At 40.1% G+C, this 22291-nt stretch carries 21 protein-coding genes; 5 read left to right on the top strand and 16 right to left on the bottom strand.

Annotation, left to right across the window (positions count from 1 at the left end; translation table 11 throughout):
- Positions 1-186: 186 nt before the first annotated feature.
- The 3 genes from bhn_RS05560 to bhn_RS05550 form a co-directional block, all read right to left on the bottom strand.
- On the bottom strand, positions 187-678 hold the full coding sequence (locus bhn_RS05560) for a hypothetical protein (protein WP_071175759.1): 492 nt from the start codon (positions 676-678) through the stop codon (positions 187-189).
- 222 nt (positions 679-900) lie between these two features.
- The gene (locus tag bhn_RS05555) at positions 901-1398 is read right to left on the bottom strand and encodes a hypothetical protein (protein ID WP_071175758.1); all 498 of its coding nucleotides are present in this window, start codon (positions 1396-1398) and stop codon (positions 901-903) included.
- An 87-nt stretch (positions 1399-1485) separates the two neighbouring features.
- A complete protein-coding gene (locus tag bhn_RS05550; RefSeq protein ID WP_071175757.1) occupies positions 1486-2220 on the bottom strand; it encodes an AlkZ-related protein in 735 nt (244 codons plus the stop codon).
- 147 nt (positions 2221-2367) lie between these two features.
- Here bhn_RS05550 and bhn_RS05545 point away from each other — a divergent pair, with 147 nt between their 5' ends.
- Positions 2368-3153 (top strand): transposase, encoded by a 786-nt coding sequence (locus bhn_RS05545; protein ID WP_071175756.1) that lies wholly within the window; start codon positions 2368-2370, stop codon positions 3151-3153.
- A gap of 65 nt (positions 3154-3218) precedes the next feature.
- Here the strand turns inward: bhn_RS05545 and bhn_RS15700 are convergent, their stop codons facing one another.
- The 3 genes from bhn_RS15700 to bhn_RS05530 form a co-directional block, all read right to left on the bottom strand.
- Positions 3219-4592 (bottom strand): ElyC/SanA/YdcF family protein, encoded by a 1374-nt coding sequence (locus tag bhn_RS15700; RefSeq protein WP_071175755.1) that lies wholly within the window; start codon positions 4590-4592, stop codon positions 3219-3221.
- An 84-nt stretch (positions 4593-4676) separates the two neighbouring features.
- Positions 4677-5792, bottom strand: coding sequence for a 5-methyltetrahydropteroyltriglutamate--homocysteine S-methyltransferase (locus tag bhn_RS05535; protein WP_071175754.1), 1116 nt, complete (start codon positions 5790-5792; stop codon positions 4677-4679).
- A gap of 90 nt (positions 5793-5882) precedes the next feature.
- The gene (locus bhn_RS05530; protein WP_071175753.1) at positions 5883-6788 is read right to left on the bottom strand and encodes a LysR family transcriptional regulator; all 906 of its coding nucleotides are present in this window, start codon (positions 6786-6788) and stop codon (positions 5883-5885) included.
- A 231-nt stretch (positions 6789-7019) separates the two neighbouring features.
- On the opposite strand from bhn_RS05530, the gene bhn_RS05525 reads away from it, so the two are divergent.
- A complete protein-coding gene (locus bhn_RS05525; protein ID WP_236845972.1) occupies positions 7020-9008 on the top strand; it encodes a methyl-accepting chemotaxis protein in 1989 nt (662 codons plus the stop codon).
- A gap of 17 nt (positions 9009-9025) precedes the next feature.
- On the opposite strand, the gene bhn_RS05520 is transcribed toward bhn_RS05525, so the two are convergent.
- On the bottom strand, positions 9026-9805 hold the full coding sequence (locus bhn_RS05520) for a MerR family DNA-binding transcriptional regulator (protein ID WP_071175751.1): 780 nt from the start codon (positions 9803-9805) through the stop codon (positions 9026-9028).
- Between the two features lie 85 nt (positions 9806-9890).
- Here bhn_RS05520 and bhn_RS05515 point away from each other — a divergent pair, with 85 nt between their 5' ends.
- Positions 9891-10337 carry a chemotaxis protein CheW gene (locus bhn_RS05515; protein ID WP_071175750.1) on the top strand — a complete coding sequence of 149 codons (447 nt, stop codon included), beginning with the start codon at positions 9891-9893 and terminating at the stop codon, positions 10335-10337.
- Entirely contained in the window at positions 10330-10779 is a 450-nt protein-coding gene (locus bhn_RS05510) for a chemotaxis protein CheW (protein ID WP_071175749.1), read from the top strand. Before bhn_RS05515 ends, bhn_RS05510 begins: the two co-directional genes overlap by 8 nt.
- Before the next feature lie 20 nt (positions 10780-10799).
- Here the strand turns inward: bhn_RS05510 and bhn_RS05505 are convergent, their stop codons facing one another.
- From bhn_RS05505 to bhn_RS05475, 7 genes are all read right to left on the bottom strand, one after another.
- Positions 10800-11825: an ABC transporter permease gene (locus bhn_RS05505; RefSeq protein ID WP_071175748.1), complete on the bottom strand. Its 1026-nt coding sequence runs from the start codon at positions 11823-11825 to the stop codon at positions 10800-10802.
- Positions 11822-12892: an ABC transporter permease gene (locus bhn_RS05500; protein WP_071175747.1), complete on the bottom strand. Its 1071-nt coding sequence runs from the start codon at positions 12890-12892 to the stop codon at positions 11822-11824. Before bhn_RS05500 ends, bhn_RS05505 begins: the two co-directional genes overlap by 4 nt.
- Positions 12892-14391: a sugar ABC transporter ATP-binding protein gene (locus bhn_RS05495; protein ID WP_071175746.1), complete on the bottom strand. Its 1500-nt coding sequence runs from the start codon at positions 14389-14391 to the stop codon at positions 12892-12894. The genes bhn_RS05500 and bhn_RS05495 overlap by 1 nt, the downstream gene beginning before the upstream one ends.
- An 86-nt stretch (positions 14392-14477) precedes the next feature.
- Positions 14478-15461: a substrate-binding domain-containing protein gene (locus bhn_RS05490; RefSeq protein ID WP_071175745.1), complete on the bottom strand. Its 984-nt coding sequence runs from the start codon at positions 15459-15461 to the stop codon at positions 14478-14480.
- Positions 15462-15600: 139 nt separating this feature from the next.
- On the bottom strand, positions 15601-16857 hold the full coding sequence (locus bhn_RS05485) for a response regulator (protein ID WP_071175744.1): 1257 nt from the start codon (positions 16855-16857) through the stop codon (positions 15601-15603).
- The gene (locus bhn_RS05480) at positions 16838-18307 is read right to left on the bottom strand and encodes a sensor histidine kinase (RefSeq protein WP_071175743.1); all 1470 of its coding nucleotides are present in this window, start codon (positions 18305-18307) and stop codon (positions 16838-16840) included. The genes bhn_RS05485 and bhn_RS05480 overlap by 20 nt, the downstream gene beginning before the upstream one ends.
- Before the next feature lies 1 nt (position 18308).
- Positions 18309-19295, bottom strand: coding sequence for an ABC transporter substrate-binding protein (locus bhn_RS05475; RefSeq protein ID WP_071175742.1), 987 nt, complete (start codon positions 19293-19295; stop codon positions 18309-18311).
- 139 nt (positions 19296-19434) lie between these two features.
- Here bhn_RS05475 and bhn_RS05470 point away from each other — a divergent pair, with 139 nt between their 5' ends.
- Positions 19435-20577, top strand: coding sequence for a GGDEF domain-containing protein (locus bhn_RS05470; protein WP_071175741.1), 1143 nt, complete (start codon positions 19435-19437; stop codon positions 20575-20577).
- Between the two features lie 396 nt (positions 20578-20973).
- On the opposite strand, the gene bhn_RS05465 is transcribed toward bhn_RS05470, so the two are convergent.
- Positions 20974-21939, bottom strand: a complete 966-nt coding sequence (locus tag bhn_RS05465; protein WP_071175740.1) for an acyltransferase family protein — start codon at positions 21937-21939, stop codon at positions 20974-20976.
- Between the two features lie 48 nt (positions 21940-21987).
- Positions 21988-22272, bottom strand: a complete 285-nt coding sequence (locus bhn_RS05460) for a hypothetical protein (RefSeq protein ID WP_071175739.1) — start codon at positions 22270-22272, stop codon at positions 21988-21990.
- Positions 22273-22291 lie beyond the last annotated feature (19 nt).

Below are 22291 nucleotides of genomic sequence, written 5' to 3'. Positions count from 1 at the left end.
ATGAATACAGAAACGCTCATTGAATATATTATTTTCAATATAAAGTATAGCATTTTAACAATAAAGCGTTCATTAAAAAACCATTAACTAGCTGGGAATGACTAATAAACACATCAAATTATGACCAGATGCCGATCTCTGTAAGATATCCGCCGCTGATCTTAAAACTAAGTCCAAGACCTGAGTTTATGTAGTAGGATCATTAGCAATCTCGCTATCATCATAAGTAAAGCCTGCTGCCTCTTCACTCCACTCACCATAAACTCTGTCAGCGCCAGTTCCCTTATAAGCTCTTACCTTGATAAGGAAATCCCAGTAATCCTGAGCTCCTAATGTATAGTTGCAATCAGTTGTCTCATAAACCTCTGCTGGCTCTGTGAATTCTGTTTCAGCATAGTACTTGTTGAGTACAGAAACCTCATATCCATCTGCACCATCAACAGGGCTCCACTCAAAATAAGTCTCTACGCAATCTTCTCCTGCCTGCATTACACCATCTTTTACTTCAGGAACTCCAAGAGCTGTGTCTTCAGCCTGCTCTGGAGCTGTTTCTTCAGTACTTAATGCTTCAACCGATAATTCAGATGCTGATTCTCCAGTTCCAGAAGCGCCTGTTCCGCATGCCATTAATGAAGCAGCCATAACTGTCGCAGCTAAGATAACACTAAATTTTTTCATAACATTCTCCCTCCATGTCATAGATCATTTTCCGTCCTATTATAACAGAGAATTTTAGCATTTAATTAACATATTTATGCGGTCCCATGTTTCATCCCCGAAATTAACCGCTTCTTTTGTTACATTTCTCTCAACAAATCCAATCTTTTGATAGCATTTCCTTGCGGGTTCATTTACTGAAAAGACATTGAGCTAATGAGCCCTAGGGACGGAGGTTAGAGCTCATTTGTAGTAGCTTAGCAGTTCCTTCATCTCGTCAATTATCTGCTTTTTCTCGTCATCTATCTGTATTTTTTCTATAAGTACTCTCGTAAATTCCAGTAAAGATCTATAGAGTTCTTCGTCCTTTGATTCCTTGGCATAATCCAGTATTCCGCAATTAACCTTTAGATTTCTCATCCCCAGTATGCTGTAGCATACGGCATATGGTGTCACTTCATTATCAAACTTAAGATTCTGAAGCATATCAATGAACACATTAAGATTATCTCTGGTATGATGCTCTCCTATGACCAGATTTGCAGAAGAAAAGTTATCCCTTGTTTCCTTAACTGATATTTTGTCTATACAGCCTTTTAGATACTCTGTCGCCCACTCTTCAAGCTTTTCCTTCGGAATATGCATTTCTCTAAACTCTTCGTATCTATCTTCTCCTCGAGCCATGAAAAAAGCCGAGCAACCGTTTTTTAAGTATATTCTTTTGGCTTCTTCTTGTGTCATAGAGTTACTCCTTTTGAGCCCTAGGGACGGAGGTTATGGCTCATTTTTTGCAATAGTGAGCCTAAACCTCCGTCCCTAGGGCTCATTTTACATGGACAGCACTTTTTTTATCTGATTACTTGTTGCTATCGGATATATTTCCATAACGTGATCAATAATTCTTTTTGCTGACTCCTTTGGTGCTTCTTTATACGCTGAAGTTACATATTCATATCCCCACAGATGCTCCGGTGTACAGTACACTGCAACTGGCCAGCCATAGGCTTCACCTTTCTTGTTTCTGCGCTGACGGAAATCTCGAACGCATAGATATGTAAGCATCTGCAAGTTGGTCATCACACCATCAAAGCCTTTTTCACCGCCCTTACCAAAGCCAGCATTCTTCTTCATTTCATTTGAAAAGATTTCTTCATCAATATGCTCTTCTGCAAATAAATCCATGATCTTCTTTTGTCTCATGGAAGCTTTGCCATCTTCCCAAAGAGCATCAAAATCATAGCCATCTCTTCTATAATTTACAAAGTAGGGAAGCCATTCTTTTGATATAAATCCAGCTTTTTTATCAAAAAACTTTCCATATGCGATCTCGCCGCGGCTAGCTATTATCTCTCTCCACTCCCATGGATCAACCTTAGGATCACCGCACCACCAATACTCCGGCACAGTTCTCTCTTCCAGTGAAAAACTAGGAATATCGTTCTTAAAAAGTGGCAGGAACCCCACTTCACTAATATATGCAATTGCATCATCCACAGTATGCAGGCATTCTGGATCTTCCCACGCTACTCCATACATTATCCATGTTCTGTTTTCGTTTGGCATAGAATATTTCCCCTTTTCGAAAATGAGCCCTAGGGACGGAGGTTGGGGCTCATTTTTCAAATTCATATTGCATTTCTTTTTTGTTCCATATATAATTCAAAAGCTTAATTAAATACTTTTTCAATCTTATGTTCATAGGAGAATTATATGCCAAGAAAGCCACGAATCATGAGTCCCACTGGCATATATCATGTTATACTTCGTTCTGTTAATCAGCATATCATTTTCGAAGATGAATCTGATTATCGCAAATTTATCTATATTTTATCAGATTGCAAAGAGAAATATAATATCGATATATATGCCTATTGCTTAATGGACAATCATGTACACCTACTACTTTATTCACAGCCGGACAAATTATCAGTTTTCTTTCAAAGTCTAGGCACAAGATTTGCCATCTGGTACAACAAAAAATATTCACGTAGCGGTCATTTATTTCAGGACCGTTTCTACAGCACAATAATAGAAAGTGATCAATATTTCCTTTCTGTGCTCGCCTATATCCACAACAATCCTGTTAATGCAAACGTCTGTCGACATCCATCCGAATATAGATGGAGTAGCTTCAACGCATATTATGATGCAAAAAATCCTTTGACCAACACATCTTTTGCATGCAATGTTGCTGGTTCAAAGGATTCTCTACACAAATTTTTTGCTAATGAAAATATCTCGTCTAGCAGCTATCTATTTGATGATATCGGTGAAAAGAAAAAAAACTTCGTCTCTGATAAAAAAGCTATAGAAATCTTTAAAGATGTCACTAATCTGTCTTCTACATCAGACGTTAACAAACTAAATAAGTTAGAAAGAAATGTCTATATTCGACTTCTCCGGGATAAAGGGCTCACAGTAAAACAAGTTTCACGAATAATGGACATTTCTCAAGCAACCGTAAAAAGGATCACTAGTTGGAACAGTAAAAAATGAGCCCTAACCTCCGTCCCTAGGGCTCAAAAAAAGCAAAAATGAGCCACAACCTCCGTCCCTAGGGCTCAAAAAAAGCAATATTTAATCCAAAACTCTACCATTCCAAAAAATTCCCTTACGCAGTAGTGGATACCTACTGGAAAAAGAGTCTGTGCAGGTACCGAATATACATTTTCATAGCCGACTTCTCCAGCAATCGACATGGCGCGGAGTTCGTGAAAGCCATTAGTAACAATGCCGACGCAAGCGTCAGGGTCACCGATGATTTCAAGGCTATACTTCAAGTTCTGTTCAGTATCACGGGACTTTTCTTCCAGGATAAGGCGACTTTCGTCTATTCCGTACTGATCAACAAGTACATTTTTTGCAGCCAACGCCTCGCTGATAGCCTCATCGCTACCCTGTCCTCCAGAAAGCACAGCCACAGTACCTTCATTTTCCTTCAGATACTCCGCAGCACGTTTCAACCTTGCTTTATATGGATTAGACGGCTCAGTTCCATGAAGTCCCGCTCCCAGAACTACAATATAATCAAGGTCCTTCTGTGATCTTGTAGTCATCGCCCCAATGATCCTTACTTCTGTAACCACAAAGATCATAAGGCAGATTGCAAACACCACCCGGTATGACCATTTTATGATCGATGGAAGTTTTATCTTTTCCTGACCGCTGAGCCTTGCTTTTAGCATCCATACCCTGGCAAAAGAAAAAACGGCAAGCAGTACCCATATCCATACCCAGGACAGTGAAAAACCTCCTCCATAAGCAAGGCAGGTAAAAAAGTAGAAAACTGACCATACACCAAGTACAAAATAAATGTACAAACAGATCTTTGTAAAACCGCTCTCTGTAATTTTTCCAAGGCCAGCATACCTGCTGGTTCTATTCTTGTACTCCTTATAGCTTTCACCATAGATTTCTTCAAGATACTTTTCTTCCTGAAGTATCTGCAGATGAAGCATCACTATAGCCCATATAGTAATGACAAGGAGCACCGGATTTCCGAACATCAGAAGAATTCCCACATAAACCAGATCAAAGCCAAGGAAAGCCGGATTTCTGGAATACTTGTAGATACCTACTGTTATGAGATCTCTTTTTTCCTCGTCATCCCTTGCAACTCCCGCTCTCCAGCTATCTTTCATAGTCCATATAGCAAGGAAAAATACCAGATCTCCAAGAAAAGCAAAATACATTCCTATGATTCTGAACATAATGGTACACATGCTATGTCCATAGATAATCGATGCTACTTCAGTGACAACTATCAGGCATGTGGCCACCTTCATAAAAAGCTCTATATAATAGCTCTTGTCGTGAACCTTACTCTTAGCTATCTGATCAGTTACAATGCCTTTTCTTCTCTGGATAAGCATCTTGGTAAAATATATTAAGTAAAATACTGCTATAAAAAACAATGCGATCAATCGATATGTCATTTTCTCCACCTGCTATACAAAATAAAAATGTCGGTTAACACCTGGTTAACCGACATTATATCACATGATGAGCTTTGGGACTCATCATCCCCACACTTCTTCTGCAATTTCCTTTACAAGCTTTAGCTTGGCCCACTGTTCATCTTCAGTGAGCTTGTTACCGATCTCACAGGACGCAAATCCGCACTGTGGACTAAGGCAAAGTCTATCAAGGGGCACGTACTGTGCCGCATCCATGATCCTATCGATCACAGCTTTTTTATCCTCAAGTTTAGGAGATTTTGTTGTGATCAGACCAAGTACAACCTTCTTATTATCAGAAACTTTGCTAAGAGGGGCAAAACCGCCAGATCTCTCATCGTCATATTCAAGGAAAAGAGCATCTACATTTTCTCTGGCAAATACGTGATCTGCTACAGTATCATATGCTCCGCTGGTAAAATACGTAGAATGATAATTTCCTCTGCATATATGAGAAGTAATTACCATATCAGAAGGCTTTCCTTCCAGAGCAAGATTATTGACCTTAAGTAACTGATCCTTAACTTCCTCTATATCAATTCCAAGAGCCTGATAACGCTGTTTGGCAGCATCACCAACGATAGCTCCCCAGGTACAATCATCAAACTGAAGATTACGGCAGCCTGCCTCATAAAACTGCTTAATAACATCCTGATAAGCTACTGCGATATCATGGATAAGCTCTTCATTTGTAGCATAAAACTTTCTGGTCCTGCCATAGTTTGCAGGAACGATCATCTGCTGGAATGTCTGAGCTGGTGCAGGAATTGTATACTTAGCAACTGTATTCTCATCTTCAAACTGCTTAAGGAACTTAAAGTATTCAACAAAAGGATGTTCCTTTGCCTTGATCTTGCCTACAAGGTAGGTATCATCAAGAACTGCGAGTTCTCCATTAAACTGAACACCGTTTCCTGTTTCTTTGTGCTCAACGCCCTCAAATCCCCACATAAAGTCAAGATGCCAAAAGCTCCTTCTAAACTCTCCATCTGTGATCACATGAAAGCCAAGTTCTTTCTGCTTGGCAACAACCTTTCTGATCTCATCCTCTACAACAAGATCATACTGTTCCTTGCTGATCATTCCATTTTTATAGGCAACCTTAGCATCTTTAAGAGGCTGTGTTCTTAAAAAACTTCCAACGAAATCGAATCTCTGAGGTGAACTGACCTTTCCCATATGAATATCCTCCAAACAAAACTTTTTAGGATATTCTATCAACACCCCCTTGGGAAATATAATACATTTAACTCCTAATTCTCCATAGTTTTAACCTATAGACAAATGTTTATTCAAAGCTTCAATATATGTTTCTCCATAGCGGCTTAATATCATATTTTTCTTGGTCACTATACCTATTCGCATCTGGGCATCCATCTTAAGAGGCCTTGCAATTATAGCCTTGCCATTTAATTTCTGATCTATTACACCGCTACTAACGGTAAATCCGTTTAGTCCGATCACTAAGTTAAAAAGAGTCGCTCTATCCCTGACCTGTATGTTTTTTGGAAAATCCAGCATGCTCACAAGTTCTTCTGCATAGTAAAAAGAGTTCTTTTCTCCCTGTTCAAAAACAAGATACGGATAAGGTTTAAGATCATCAAAAGTTACCAGCTCTTTTCCTGAAAGAGGGTGCTTATTACTGATAAATACGTGAGGTTTTGCCACTTTAAGTTCTTCAAATATAAGCCCGCTCTTCTTTATTAATTTACTCAATATTTCTTCATTATTTTTAGAAAGATATATGACTCCTACTTCGCTCTTGCCACTGGCAACATCGTCTATGATCTCGCCGGTCTGAGTCTCTCTTATTATAAAGCTGTACTGATCAGCATCATATTTTTTGATAAGGTCTACAAAGGCATTAACAGCAAAAGAATAATGCTGGCAAGACACTGAAAACTTAGGTGGTCTCACATTTTCAGAGCCAAAATGCTCTTTCATATTATCTGCCTGTTCAAGAAGCATCCTTGCAAAAGAAAGAAGTTCTTCCCCTTCTCTTGTAACTACAACGCCTTTATTAGAGCGCACAAAGGCCTTAACTCCCATCTCTTTTTCAAGGTTCTGTATTGCTGCACTAAGACTTGGCTGTGATATAAAGAGCTTTTCTGCAGCGTCAGTAATATTCCCGCAATCCGCCACTGTAACTAAATATGTTAGTTGCTGTAATGTCATGTCTGCCTCTCCTTTTGAGCCCTAGTGACGGAGGTTACGGCTCATTTTTGACAAAAATGAGCCGTAACCTCCGTCACTAGGGCTCACCCATTGAAATAATAATACTAGATTCTGCCACAAAAGTGAAATAAAGAAATTCTTGACCTGGTGGTTACCACCGGGTTTATAAATGACGAGCATGCGTTTAAAAACTATTGAAAAAGAAACATGGATGTTAGAAAGGAAATTAAAATGAAAAACAGGAAGTTTTCAACAAATAGTGTAAAAACAAAGCTTATCGCTATCATGCTTTTAATTGCGATAATCCCATTAACAATTGCTGTAGTTATCAGTTATGTTAGTTCAACAAATAATGCCAAAGAGGATGCAAAAAGAAATCTTGACTGGCAGGCAAAATATATCGAGTCTGAAATCGACAAGATGTTTACAAAGAGTCAGACAGCCCTTAACAGCTTTGCTTCATCTCCTCAGACTATTGCTTTCCTTAAGGGAGAAATTACAGATCCATCTATCATAAAGAATCAGATGGTCTCTATCAATGAGTCTTTTGGCGATGATAATACTATCGTAATGTCAAATGCTCAGGGAATGATGGTACTTCGTAGTGACGACGGTGCATTAAAGAGCATTGCTGAAAGAGACTATTTCCAGAATGCTATTCAGGGTAAGACATTTATTTCTTCTGTATTTGTAAGTTCAGTTACAAATTCAAGAAATATCTGTATCGCAGTTCCTGTTTTTGATACTGACAAAAAGACAGTTCTCGGAGTAGTTCACAAGACTTTTGATCCAAACGAGATTCATACTCTCCTTGCTGCAGAAGCTGACGAAGCTTTCCTTGTAGACCAGGAAGCAACAATGGTAGCACATTCACAGTTTGAGATAGCAGCAACCGATGAGCCGCAAAATTACTCCTCATCACCATATATGACATCAGGTGAAAAGACTGGTTTCTACATCAGTACTGCTAAGGGTTACCCAGTTTATGTCAGCTATGTAAAGAATCTTTCATCAGGATACACAGTATGCGCAGGTAAGGCAGAAGCAGAAGTTATAGCTGAAGCAAGGAAAGGTGCAATGCTTATTGTTAGCGTAGGAGTTTTCCTCGTTGTCCTTGTACTTGTTCTTTCAATTTTTGTAGCAAACAGCTTTACTAATCCACTCCTTGAAGTAAACAAATTATTATCTTCACTTGCTAATGGTGAATTTATTTCTATAGAAAAATACACAAAGCGTACAGACGAATTTGGTCAGATGATCAATAACTCAAACTCAGTTGTTGAGAAGCTTAAGAGAATTGTTGGCAACATCAAAGAGTCATCTAACACTGTTAACAACTCTTCTGAGGAGCTTTCAGTTATGGCAAATCAGATTGCCGCTACTACTGAGAATGTAGCTGAGGCTGTTCAGGAAATCGCAACTGGTGCTTCTGAGCAGGCAAAAGAGGTACAGGATTCTGTAGAGAATGCTGGCCAGATCACAGTAGCTATCGAAGGCGTTCAGAGTTCTACTAACGACCTCAACAACCTTGCAAAACGCATGAAAGAAGCTTCAGAGTCATCAAGTGACTCTCTTACAAACTTCCACGATTCAAGTGCTGTTATGGCTACTAAGATCGAGGATATTGCAGAAAAGATCACAGCAACTCAGAGTGCTGTTGCAGAGATTAACGAGCGTGTTGAGGGTATCTCTGGAATCGCAGCTCAGACAAACCTTCTTTCACTTAACGCTTCTATCGAGGCTGCAAGAGCCGGAGATGCAGGTAAGGGATTTGCCGTAGTTGCTGAAGAGATCAGAAAGCTTGCTGACGATTCAGAGTCACTTGCTAAGCAGATCCACGAAGTTATGGAGACTCTTTTAACAGAGTCACAGTCAGCAGTTAAGGCTGCCAACGAGATCATCGAAGACAACAAGAATCAGCAGCTTGCACTTGCTCAAACTATTGATTCAGTAAACGGAATGATTGGAGACATCGAAAAGACTGTAACTAGCGTAGCAAGAATCTCTGGTGAGACTGATACTTGTGTAACATCAAACAAGAACGTTTCTCACTCAATGTCATCTCTTTCAGCTATATCTGAAGAGAATGCTGCCGCTACAGAAACAACTGGTGCTTCTGTAGAAGAGCTTTCAGCTACTGTTACAACACTTGCTGGTTCAGCAACAAGCTTAAAAGAAATTGCAGAAAAGCTTAACGAAGAAATAGCTTTCTTTAAATAATAAGACCCGAGGTATCATTAAAGCTTTGAAAAGACAAAAAAGTATTGATGATACCTCTTTTCTTCGTCATAAAATCTGGTTACCAAAATTGCATAGATGGTATCAAAAGTCCTGGAATACTTTCTGGAGATCTTCTTTCTGAAATCTTCAACAATAGTTTCATCTGCAGGATTTCTGCCAACTATGTCGATCATCTGGCATACAGCCTTGAACTTTGGTATTATCACTCCATCGTGAAGCTTTAGGAAATCAGCATACTGCTTTTCAGTTATGAGAACGTAGCAGTCAAGATCATGATTGTCACCATTTATAACTAAAGCTGTTGTAAAGAACTGCAGATTATCAAATGCCTTCTGCATATGCATGAAATCTGGGTTTTTCGGATTGGTAGTATATGGAACATAGAACAATTCTTCTGTTTCTGCTTCGATGATCTCCCCAAGGTGATCCTGTGCATGACGAAAATAAGTTAAATCTCTTGTTGCCTTTTTTAGCAATAAGTCATATTGTATTAATTTGTTAGAATATATTTCTATATGGTCCTCAAGGCTTTCTTTGATCTGAGGATAGGTTAATTCAAAAATAGCATCTTTGGTATCAGATAGTGAATACCCAAGTGATCTGTACTTCAAGATGTCTATAAGGGAACATACATCCCAGTAACTATACTCCCTGTATCCATTGTCCGGGTTAAAGCGCGGATTTAATAAACCAAGGCGTTCATAATGCCTTAGGGTTTCTCTGGTTATGCCAAAGATCTGGCACATGTTTTTGGTGGAGTATTTTGTACTTATCATATTGAACCTCTTACTTGCTATATAACTATATTATATCGTATTTAAGAGGGATTAAAAAATAATTGAAATAATAGCGAGGTTTAAAATGGACACAAATCAGCTTATGGTTCTAGGCCAGCAGACTGGAACTTACCAGGCACTTATTGTAAGCATCAGCAATGAACTCTTTGCAATCCCGTTATCAACTATTTTATCTATAGAAAATGTGGCTGTATCTGAGCTTAGCCAGGTAGACAACGACGATGTTATCTATTTAAGAGGCAAGGTCATTCCTCTTGTTTATCTCGACAGAGTATTCAACATGGAGCCTTCACCTGAAAAAGAGAATCTGTCAGTAGTTGTCTGCATGTACAACCACTCTTACTTTGGTTTTGTAGTAGATGCATTAAACGGTCAAAAAGAGATTGAGACCAAGTCTCTTGGCGTTCTTGATGACAATGACTTTTTCACAGGGGCATCAATCCTTGATGATGATGTTGCCCTTATTCTCAATATTCCTTCATTTGTAACAGAGGAGGTGCGCAATGGCTGAACTTGCAATTTATGAGAACATAACAGAAAACGAAAAGCGTTACCTTGTTTTTGGTGTAAAAAACGAGAAGTTTGCTTTTGATATTACAAACGTCAATAACATCGTACAGATGGAAAAGATCAGACCTGTTCCATGTGCACCAAAATGTTATAAGGGCGTTATCAATTTAAGAGGCGAGATCATTCCTGTAATGAGCCTTCACACAAAGTTTAATCTGGGTGATGACAATATCACTCCAAACTCTAAGATCATCATCCTTAACGTTGATGAAAACAAGCAGATAGGTGTGATCGTAGATACCGTAAAAGAAGTACTTACTATTTCTGAAGATGAAATAGAAAAGCCATCTCCTTTCCTTAAGAAAGAAGAATCAAATGTATCAGGAGTCAGCAAGATCAAAGACTCTCTTATTTCTATCATTGAAGTAAGTTCAATCATGTAAAAAAAAATGAGCCCTAGGGCTCATTTTTGTTTTTGTCTCTTACTTAGTACTATACTCTGGAGGAGGATAAAGAAGCACAACATACCTCCAGTTGTAATACTCTGCCACCATGGATCCTTAAGTCCGCTTGATACAACAATCTTCTTGATAGTTGTAAGGGTCATGGTTCCAAAGAATGTTCCAATGATATTACCAACACCGCCAGTAAGTAGTGTTCCACCGATGATAGATGAAGCAATTGCGTTCATCTCCATTCCTGCTGCATTTGTGGCATTTCCTGCGCCTGTATGCATCATAAGTACAAATCCTGAGATACCACTTAGAAGTCCGCTTAAAAGATAGCTCATAAATCGTGTCTTTTTAACATTGATTCCAAGCATCAATGCGCTCTGCTGGTTTCCACCCATTGCGTAAAAGTTCCTGCCAAGGCGATTGAACATCAGTATTACGAATACAGTGATCACACACAGTAAAGCTATCACAACGCCGAGCTCCATGCGGGCAGGAACAAGGTTTCCATTTTTGGCAACATAGCCAAGCCAGGAAATCTCAATCTTAGTATTTCTAAGGCTCTCAAAGGCTGCGTTATCAACCTTCTGTGGATTAACTGAAAGGATCGTTGTCATGCCTCTTGCAAAGAACATTCCCGCAAGAGTTACTATAAATGGCTGGATCTCTAGGTAGCTTATAAGTGCTCCATGGACCACGCCAAAGGCAAGTCCTATTCCAAGTGCTATAAGCGCTGCCACAAAAACGTTTCCTCCCTTATTAAGGTAAAGGATACAGCTCATGACTACCAAAGATGTAACGCCGCCTACACTGATATCAATGCCTCCACCTATCATAACGATAGTAAGACCGCAGGATACGATTATAAGGCTGGCATTGTCATTTAAAAGGTCGAATATCTGCTGAGCATGCAAAAAGCCTCCCTGGAGGATTGCCATTGCCAGGATATACATCACAATAAAGATACTGATGGTAATGGTCATTAAAAGCTGCGTATCTGTAAGAGGCTCTCTTCTTTTCTTAAATAAGTTCTTCATGCTGCGCTAGCCTCCTTTTTCTGAGTATTTCTCTTTTGCAAAAGCTTTCTGAATTTCTCCTTTACAACAGGTGAGCCAATGACTACAAGAAGTACGATAACAATGGCCTTGTAAGCCTTAACGTCTGTTGATGAAACCTTCATAGCATAAAGAGTTATTGTAAGCATCTGGATAACATACGCTCCGATGATACTTCCGCTTATTTTAAACTTACCACCGCCAAGGCTGTTACCACCTATAGCAACTGCAAGGATAGCATCCATTTCAACATCCAGAAGAAGTGTCTCGTGGTTAATAAGTCCAAGTCGGCAAACCCCGATACATCCTGCAACTGAAACACATGCGCCAAGAAGTATAAATGAAAGGAGCTTTATAAATGTTGTGTTGATACCATTTAACTTGGCTGCATCCTGGTTGATACCTACTGACTGAGTCAGAAGTTCAAGAGATGTAAAGTGAAAAAGAAGCTTGAACAAGATAGTTACAATGATAACAATGATAACCGGCATCGGAATTGGTATTCCAGGTGCAAAGGATCCGATCGATGAAAGGATCTGACTCGTAACTGTAGGTGTTGCACCGCCATTTATCCAGTAAGCAATTGAACGACCGCAGGTATAGAGAATAAGCGTTGCGATCATAGGCTGGATCTTGAAAAATGCAACAAGTGATCCATTAAATGCTCCAAAAAGCATTGCCACGAGGCATGAGCAAAGAAATGCAAGAAGTACTGTTCCGCCGTTAATAGTTGAACCTGACTTAAGCACCTTTACGAATACTGATCCTGCGATAGCTGCTGCCGCACCAACAGAAATATCCTGTCCTTTTGTAGCAGCTGTTACAAGTGTCATTCCTATTGCCAGGATTGCAAGTTCACTTGCTCCGTTGATGATACTGATCAGGTTACCTGCAAGAACTGCATTTCCATAATTGTTATGGGTTATTGTTATGCTAAAAAATCCCGGATCTCTTATAAGGTTAAATATCACAAGGAGAGCTACTGCAATGATAGGGATTGCCAGCTGTCCAAGGCCACCTTTCAGGAATTTCCTTGAATCACTTTTCATTATGCCTCACCTCCTGCGATAGTCTTCATAACCTGAGCCTGATTAAGTTCCTGACCCTTCAATTCGCCTACAATGTGTCTGTCACGCATTACGATAAGGCGGGAACAGGTACGAAGCATCTCTTCAACTTCTGATGAAATGAAGGTTACGCTTACGCCCTCTTTTGCAAGCTTTAGTACAAGCTTCTGGATCTCAAGCTTAGTTCCTACGTCAATACCTCTTGTAGGCTCATCAAGTATCAGATAATCAGGATGTGTCAAAAGCCATCTTGCAAGGATTACCTTCTGCTGATTACCACCACTTAGTGAACCAACCGGTGTCTCACTGCTTGCTGTCTTGATATTAAGTGCCTTGATATACTCATCAGCAAAGGCTTCTGATTCGCTTCTGCTGATAGGTTTAAAGAAGCCGTTCATAACCTGAAGTGCCAGGATGATATTCTCACGAACACTTAATTCCGGAATGATACCATCTCTTTTTCTATCTTCAGCAAGATATCCGATACCATTTTTCATAGCGTCGATAGGATGGGCTATCTTAACTTCTTTTCCTCCGATCCTAACCTTACCAGATGTAACCTTGTCTGCACCAAAGATAGCTCTTACGCTCTCACTTCTGCCAGAGCCAAGAAGTCCGGTAAAGCCGTTAACTTCACCTCTTTTGATTGTAAAATTAAATGGATTTGTTGCATCACTTGAAAGATCAGTTGCTTCATAAAAAACAGGACCTTCTACAGATTCTTTTGTATCATCTCCTGTGAAATCTTCTAATTCATCAAGTTCTTTTCCCATCATCTTGGCAACGAGCTGCACCTGTGGAAGCTCTTTTGTCAGATATTCACCAACAAGCTCACCGTTTCTAAGAACTGTGATCCTGTCGCTGACTTCATATACCTGCTCAAGGAAATGGGTTACAAATATGATTCCAACACCCTTAGCCTTAAGGTCTCGCATAAGACCAAAAAGCATGTTAACCTCTTTGTCATCAAGAGAGGATGTAGGCTCATCAAGTATCAAAACCTTGCACTGCATATCAACTGCACGGGCAATTGCCACCATCTGCTGAACTGCCAAAGAACAGTTTCCAAGCTGCTGAGTACTTCTTGCTGGAATTCCAAGGCTCTTTAGCTGTTCGTCTGCCTTTTTTTCATAATCCCTCTGTTTGATCCACGCACTCTTTTCTCTTCCGATAAACATATTCTCTGCAACCGTAAGATTAGGACAGAGCGTGATTTCCTGATAAACCGTACTTATTCCTTTGTTTTGTGCATCCTGTGGGGAGTGAATGCTGACAGCATCTCCGTCTACGAAAATGCTTCCGGCGTCCATCTGATATACGCCTGTTAAGATCTTAATAAGAGTAGATTTTCCTGCGCCATTTTCCCCCATGAGAGCATGTATCTCGCCACTACGCAGCGTAAAATCTACATTGTGAAGTGCTCTTACCCCTGGAAAACTTTTATCAATTCCGCGCAGCTTCAGTAAGCATTCTTCCTGCATACCGCATCCTCCTTGTGTAATAAAAGCGCAGCCCGGTTGTCAATATTTAGCAACAAGGCTGCGCCATCAGGTCTTTCTAAATAGGATTATTCACCTAAACCGTATGTGTCGATGTCGCCCTGAGTAAGAGTCTTAGCATCAAATCCCTTTTCTTCATTGATGATAACCTTTGAAGAAGGAGCCTTGCCGCTCTTAATGAGGTCACTGATGATCTGAGCCTGGAATGGTGAACACTGTCCATCATAGTTCCATGAACCTGCAAGGAGCTCTCTAAGTGCCCACTTGTTGCAGTCAAATCCCATAACTACTACATCACCATCAACACCATGTGTGATACCTGCTTCGTCAAGTGCTGCTACAGCACCCTTAGCCATACCATCGTTCTCAGCGTAGATAACGTTGAACTTCTCACCACTGTTGATAACTGATTCAACAATCTTCTTAGCTTCTGCTTCGTCCCATGTAGCTGTCTGCTGTACAACCTTGTTCATTGTGCCTGCTGCGAACTGAGCATCAAGAGCGCCTGTACGGCCGATCTGTGCGTCAGAACCCATAGCACCCTGAATATGGATTACGTTGTACTCAGAAAGCTTCTGATCAAGAAGCCAGTTAACTGCTGTCTCACCCTCTTTTGCCATGTCAGAAACAACTGCTGCCTCATAAAGGCTCTCATCTACATCGATCATACGGTCGAAGAGATAAACCTTGATGCCGGCTTCCTTAGCTGACTGAAGAACTTCGTCCCAACCAGTTGTCTCAGCTGCAGAGATAAGGAGGTAATCAACACCCTCTGTGATGAAGCCCTGTGCTGCCTGAAGCTGCTCGTCATTCTTTAAGCTGTAGAATGCCTTAAGTTCATAGCCGTTCTCCTTTGAGAAAACTGCTTCCATGTCCTTAACGTTAGCTTCACGATAGCCTGACTCTGAAGGTGGGTTGTTAACTACACCTACTGTGATAGTTCCACCAGCTGATCCGCCAGTACTTCCACCTGAAGAAGCGCCGCAAGCGCAAAGTGAAAGGACCATTGCAAGTACCATTACCATTGATAATACTTTAGAAAACCTTCTCATATAGTTCTCCTCCTATTATATTGGGCCACTGGCCATTTACTAATAAAAGGGTACAAAATTGAGGTTTTTTAGTAAATCAATATTCATTTCGGCGTGGTTAAATATTATTTCATTTTACACAAGGAAGTTAAAAATTTTTTTACTCAGGTTGATTTTGATATCGCAAACGATATTCTGAAGGTGTCATTTTCATATTCTTTTTGAAAATATAGCTAAAATAGTGGGCATCGTTGTATCCTACATCAAAGGCTATCTGGGAACTTCTGTGATCTGTGGTCCTAAGAAGCTCTTTTGCCTTATTGAGTCTCAAAGATATCAGATACTCCGTAAAAGTCTGACCATTTTGCTGTGAAAAGACAGTGGAAAATCTGCTGTTACTCATGCCAACAGCTCTGGCAACATCCTGAAGCATAAGATTTGAATCAGTAAAATGCTGAGTCATGTAGAGCTTGGCTTCGTTTATGACTGCTGAAGATTTCTTGTCGCAGGCGGAATCTCCCATCTCTCTTGTTCCAAGGATCCTTATCTTTTCATCATCTCTTTCGACCAAAAGATGTCTTATATGCCTTGCTGTCTTGAAGCTTTTGAGTATCTGCCCGGGACTACCGACAATATCGCCAATTCCCGTCCAGATACCATTGCAGCCAGCTCTTTCAAGTTCCTGCAAAAGAGCTGTGGCAGTAGAATACACCCTCTCCTCAACATCCTCCTGAGTATCACCAAGAACAAGAAGTCTTGTGCCAGTCCTGCTAGGAGAAGCATGAATCCTTCCAAAGCTGCTATCTGCCAGATCTGATGCTATCTCCTGTCCCTTATTTACAGGTTCAAAGGCTGAATCTATCACCACATAGTAAGGCGCATTTATAGGACAGCCCATGCCTCTTAACTCTTCAAGGGCATTTGCCGCATCCTCTTCCATTGATTCCTCTGAATATAAAGAGCCTATAAGTTTTTCTTTTACAAAGCGATTTCCTGTCTCCATACGGGCACGAAGACTCTCGGCATGTTCCCTGCTTTTTCTCTCTTCTTTGATGTGATCACTGACTCTATCAAGAGCCTGTCGCAAATCCTCAGCATTTATAGGCTTTAGCAGATACTCTTTTACCCCAAGCTGGATGCACTTTCTGGCATACTCAAACTCATCGTATCCGCTAAGTACTATGATGCTGACCCATGGCATCTGGCTCCTTAATATATTGCAGAGTTCAATTCCGTCCATAAATGGCATCTTGATGTCAGTTATGACAATATCAGGGTTCGTATCCCTTATCATGGGAATCGCCATCTCCCCGTCAGGTGCTTCTCCCACCAGAGTATATGGACTATCGTCCCAGGGAAAAGACTCTCTGATTCCCTCTCTTACTACTATCTCATCATCAACCAGAAATACTTTCATTTTCTAAGATCCCTTCTCTGGTACGGCAAGGTACTCTAAAGCTTACCTCCGTACCGCTGCTATCACTTTCTATGTTCAGCCCGTTTGGCTGGTTGTAATAAAGCCTGATCCTAAGATTCACATTTACCAGTCCAAAGCCGCCAGAAGACTCACTTACTGAGTTTGGCTGACTTTTTTTCATGCGTTCTTTTAACTGATCCATCTGATATGGCGTCATACCGGCACCATCATCCTTTACTGAAAAGACAAGGTCTTCTCCATCAAGTCTTACTGACACCTTAATGGTTCCGCCGCCTCTTTTACTCTTAATACCATGATATATGGCATTCTCAACAAGAGGCTGTAAAAGAAGTTTCAATATATAGTAATTTCCGATCTCATCCGGTATATCGATTTCATATCTTAAGATATCGCGGTATCTTGTCTGCTGGATCTTTAAATATCCTTCGATGTGCTTTTTCTCCTGGCTTATGGGAATCCAGTCAGCACCTGATGAAAGGCTTATTCTAAAGAAATCACTAAGGGCGCTGGTAAGGGAAATTACTTCGTCCTTGTCCTCAGCTTCAGCTTTCCAGACAATGGCATCTAAGGTGTTATACAAAAAGTGAGGATTTATCTGGGCCTGAAGAGTACGAAGCTCCGCTTTTCTTAAGTTTCTCTCATCCTCTACACTTTTTTTCATCATGGTCTCAAGTCTGTCAGCCATGGTGTTAACCTGAGTCGTGAGATTTCTAAGCTCTGTAACTTCCGTAGCTCTGATCCTGGCATCCAACGTTCCTTCTGCAAGAGATGCGGCTACCTTCTCCAGATTTTCAATAGGCGTCCTTACGAAGGCAGCAGTTTTTTTCATAGAACGATTTCTGATCCAAAGAGCTGCGATAACTATGACTGCCTCTAGAATAGCTGTTGCGATGATGACCCCCTTTAATGTGCCACTCATCCGCCCTGTAGAAGCAATCTCTGCAGCGATATAATCATTTAACATGGAATCCACAAGGGATGATACTTCCCTTATTTCCTCAAGAACTGCCTCGTTTTCCACAACAGGAACTTCAGCATTTATATTGTCCCTTATCTGGTCCACATACTTTTCTAAAGTCTTCATGGTCCTTCCGGCAACAATAAGTGATAGTCTGTTCTCCTGGCCGGTCTTGCCTGTGACCTCATCTATGACCTCGTCCACGATGTGGAGCCTTCCATATATCTTGCTCTTTTCAATGGTGTCCCTGCCACTTATGATATTCCAGGCTGTCTCCGGAATCTCTTCCGCAACGATTGGCTTTAGACTTGCTATTGTTTCCATTCGGGAAATAGCCATACTGTACTTGCCAGCATAAACAAGCATCAAAACAAGGCTTAAGAAAATAGGCATAACAAGCATGAGCACCATTTTATGGCTCATGTCGTTGATCTGACCGATGATACTCTTTTCTTTCTTGACCTTCTCCATACTAATATCCTCTTGGAGCCAGATCAGACAGATCCTGCTCGTCACTAAAGAAAAGTTCATTTGGATGGATAACTTTTTCTACTTCTTCGCCATTTTTGAGTTTCTTGGCTGTATCCATCAGTTCCTGTCCCAGCATCGGTGTGCATTCAACAACGCAGTTTATTTTGCCCTCTTTAAGAACATCGATAGCTTCCTGACCGCCATCGATAGAAATTATTATTATATCCTTACCTGGAACCGCCCCTGCATTCTCAATTTCAGGAAGCGCCCCAAGAGTCATCTCATCATTGTGGCTAAACACCACATCAATATCATCCCCATATTTTTCCATGAGGTAGCGCATGCACTCAGCGCCTCTGCTTTTTAAAAAGTCTCCATTTACGCTCTCTATAACCTGCATCCTTGGATCTGAGCTTATAGTATCCATAAATCCAGCCTGTCTCTGGCGCATTGGCGTTGAATCCTCAGTACCTGTTATCTCAACGATATGGACTTCATCCATCTGAAGGCTGTTAGCTTTTCTGATAAGATACTCTCCCGCCATAACGCCTTCATTATAGAAGTCTGCACCTATATGGCAGCTTATCAGTCCCTCACTCTTTGTACTGATATCTCTATCCACCAAAATAACCGGGATTCCTGCCTCTTTTGCCTCCAAGAGGACATTATCCCAGCCTTCCTCAACTATTGGTGAAAAAGCTATTACATCTACCTGATAAGCGATAAACCTCCTGATAGCTGCGATCTGGTCTTCCTGCTTTCTGTTTGCTATTTCTAGCATCAGACTTACGCCAGACTCAGCAGCTTTTTTCTCGATATCGCTGGTGTTCCCACTTCTCCAGGCACTTTCTGTTCCGAGCTGACTAAACCCCAATAGTAGCTCAGGACTGTGCTGCTCCTCTTCCCTTTGGCCACATCCTGTCAAAAGAACTGTGGTTACCAAAAAAAGTGGCAGTAATGCCCTTTTTCGTATTTTTCCCCAAAACATATTTAGCCCCCATTGCTATATGTATTTATCTGTTATGATACCACATTCAGTACATAAATTATCAATATTATTGTATAATAAAAATGAATTTAGTCTGTTAAAGAAGGTAACTGTTCAACACGATTAGGAGATCATAACTATGAATTTGATTCTGATCGCAGCTAATGTTGTTAGCTCACTTTTTCTTTTGATCATTGTCTGTAGCTTCTACCAGCTTAAAAACGTAGTTTTCCAAAAGACCAAATACTTTAGATATTGCCTTTGGGTAACCATAATAGGGCTTTTAAGTGAAGCTTTATCTTTTGCTTTTGATGGTCAGCCTGGAAAAGGGTATATTGCAGGAATCTTCTGCTTTTTTGCATATATAATGCTCCCACTTCTGGTTGTACTTTATGGTTTCTACGTTCTCTCGATTTCTGAAGAAAGTTTCAAAAGCAATGCCCAAAAATTCCAACGAATTAATGTTCCGCTTAATATTCTTGAACTTCTTTTCATCATTGCCGGTACCGTAACAGGAAATCTATATAGCGTAGTAAATGATACTATCATCATTGGACCCTGGTCCTACTATGTTTCAGTACTTCCAGCCATTTCCTTCATATGTTTACTACCTATCGCCAAACATATTTATAATTTCTGGGGAGTAAAAGAATGGTGGCCTATACTCCTTATAATATCCATTCCGATAGCTTCCATAGTACTTTTCTACGTCATGCACGCCTGCTTTAGACAGGGATTTATCGGTGCTGCTCTTGCACTTGCCATAATATACGTTATCATCCAGACCAAGATCATAACTGAAGCAGATATAGACGCGACTCTTTATAACGAGTTGTCTATAAACGACGCTCTTACAGGTTTAAGGAATCGTAGGGGTTATATGGAGATCGTAAATAATCTTCCAAAAGAAGAAACAGTTGGAGTTGTTTTTTGTGATGCTAATTCCTTAAAAGCTGTAAACGATACCTATGGTCACGAAGCAGGTGACCGGCTTATAAAGAAGCTTGCGAATATACTAAAAGAAGAATTTCCAGACGGAAATGTCTGCAGGATCAGTGGCGATGAATTTGTCTGCATCTTAAATGATGTTGTTGATAATGCCTTTGCTGACAGAATGGTTGCCCTTGCATCAATCCTTAGGGATAACGATCGGATTGCTTCCTACGGCTTTGCAGTTGGAAAGGGTGAGCAGATCCTTGAAATAGTAAACAAAGCAGAGCACATGATGTACAACGACAAAGAGCGCTACTACAAAGAAACAGGCAAAGATAGAAGACGGTAAGATATTGGCTTCCCGGAAGGATTGTGATACCGGAAGGTTGTTGGTGATGCCGGGAGGTTTTTGGCTTCCCGAGAAGGGGTTGCCGCCCTGAAGTATTTATTTATTCATCCTTCGTATTTTTGTGTTCATGGCATTATATTTCACACTTAAAATCCTTTGAAACAAACTCGCCATAAATGGCTCAAACAGTGTTTCAAAAACAGGATTTTTAGTGTGAAATCTAAAGCTCATGAACAACTAAAAATACTTAGAGATTCATAAATTAAATACTTCAGGGCGGCAACCCTTTTTTTGCATATTCAAAAATCTTCCTGACTCATGAAAAACAAACATTAAGCTATAAAAAACTTATAGGACTTAATAAAAAAATATCTATACTATCTTAAATAATTTGCTCTACTCATGTACAACAGAGGCCTTTACTACTCTATTTATGAACTTGTTATATACACTAGTTATAAATGGAATGGAAAGAACTAAGCAAATCAATAATGAAACTACTAAGCTAAATAGTATGTTTGTAAGTTCATTTCCAAAGTTTACGATCTTGGAACCAGCAATGGCTTTGATAATAAAGATGTGTAACAAGTAAATGCTAAGGCTGTTGCGTCCAAAGATTGTAAATCCAAACTTGCGTGATGGCGCAAGACCTATGAGGCATAGGGTGATAACAAGGGCTATAGCTATCATGAAGATTCGCATCTTGATCCCCGTTATGTTAGTAACTTCTGTAGCTTCATAGGACTGAATGTATTCGTACATCTTAACAGGAATAAGTCCTGTGTAATGGGCATATACTACTGCACTGAGGCAAGCAAAAAGAGTAAGTGCCATGAGCCACTTAGGAAGCTTCTGGATAAGCTTTAGGTCAAACTTGTATCCAATAAGGAAAAATGAGAAAAAGCATATTGCTCTTGATATGGACATAAATCTGTCAGCCTTGACGCAGGTTCCAATATACAGAGTAAATAATAATGATAATGGAACAATGAATCTAATCTTAGATAGTGCGCCAATACTAACTCTCCAAAAGCAAAGGCATAGCAAATACCAATAAATAAGCTGTGGATATAAAAAGTTGATTGGTGAATCCACATGCCAGGGTGAAAGCGCAAAAAGCGTGTTAAATATAAGATATGTTCCAAGATATTTAATTGTAATATCAGGAAGAGAGCTCTTAGACTTTCTAGCGAAGTATCCTGAGATAAAAACAAAGGCTGGCATATGGAATGAATAAATAACTGCCCTCGCTACTCCATACATGCCTTTATTTCCATATAAATATTCTATAGTGTGGCCAAGCACCACAAGAAATATCAAGATAGCCTTGATATTATCAAATCTAGCATCACGTTCTTTCATAATATCCTCTCCAAATTGTCAAAAGACAACTTAAAAGAGTATACCACTTCAGATAGCAATTCTCCAAATTCCGTTAGCAGTATTGAAATACAGCCTAACAGTCCTATACATATCAAGTATCAATACTCTGCACTCATACACCTTATCTCTGCTACATACCGTCAGACCATCCGGCGTCGTGTAAACATCTTTCCTCAATATCTGCCGATATCCCTTAATTGTATAAGCTTCATAGACACCATCATCATTCATCAGCCTAAATCTCATAGGGATAATATTGCCATCTGCCTTATGTTCACAGATCACATCCACTTTATCAATTACCCTACTCATATCCCAAACTCCTGTTCGT

Source organism: Butyrivibrio hungatei, from assembly GCF_001858005.1.
Lineage (GTDB): Bacteria > Bacillota > Clostridia > Lachnospirales > Lachnospiraceae > Butyrivibrio > Butyrivibrio hungatei.
Note: the sequence above shows the minus strand (reverse complement) of the source record. Positions and strands in the feature narration are given on the sequence as shown.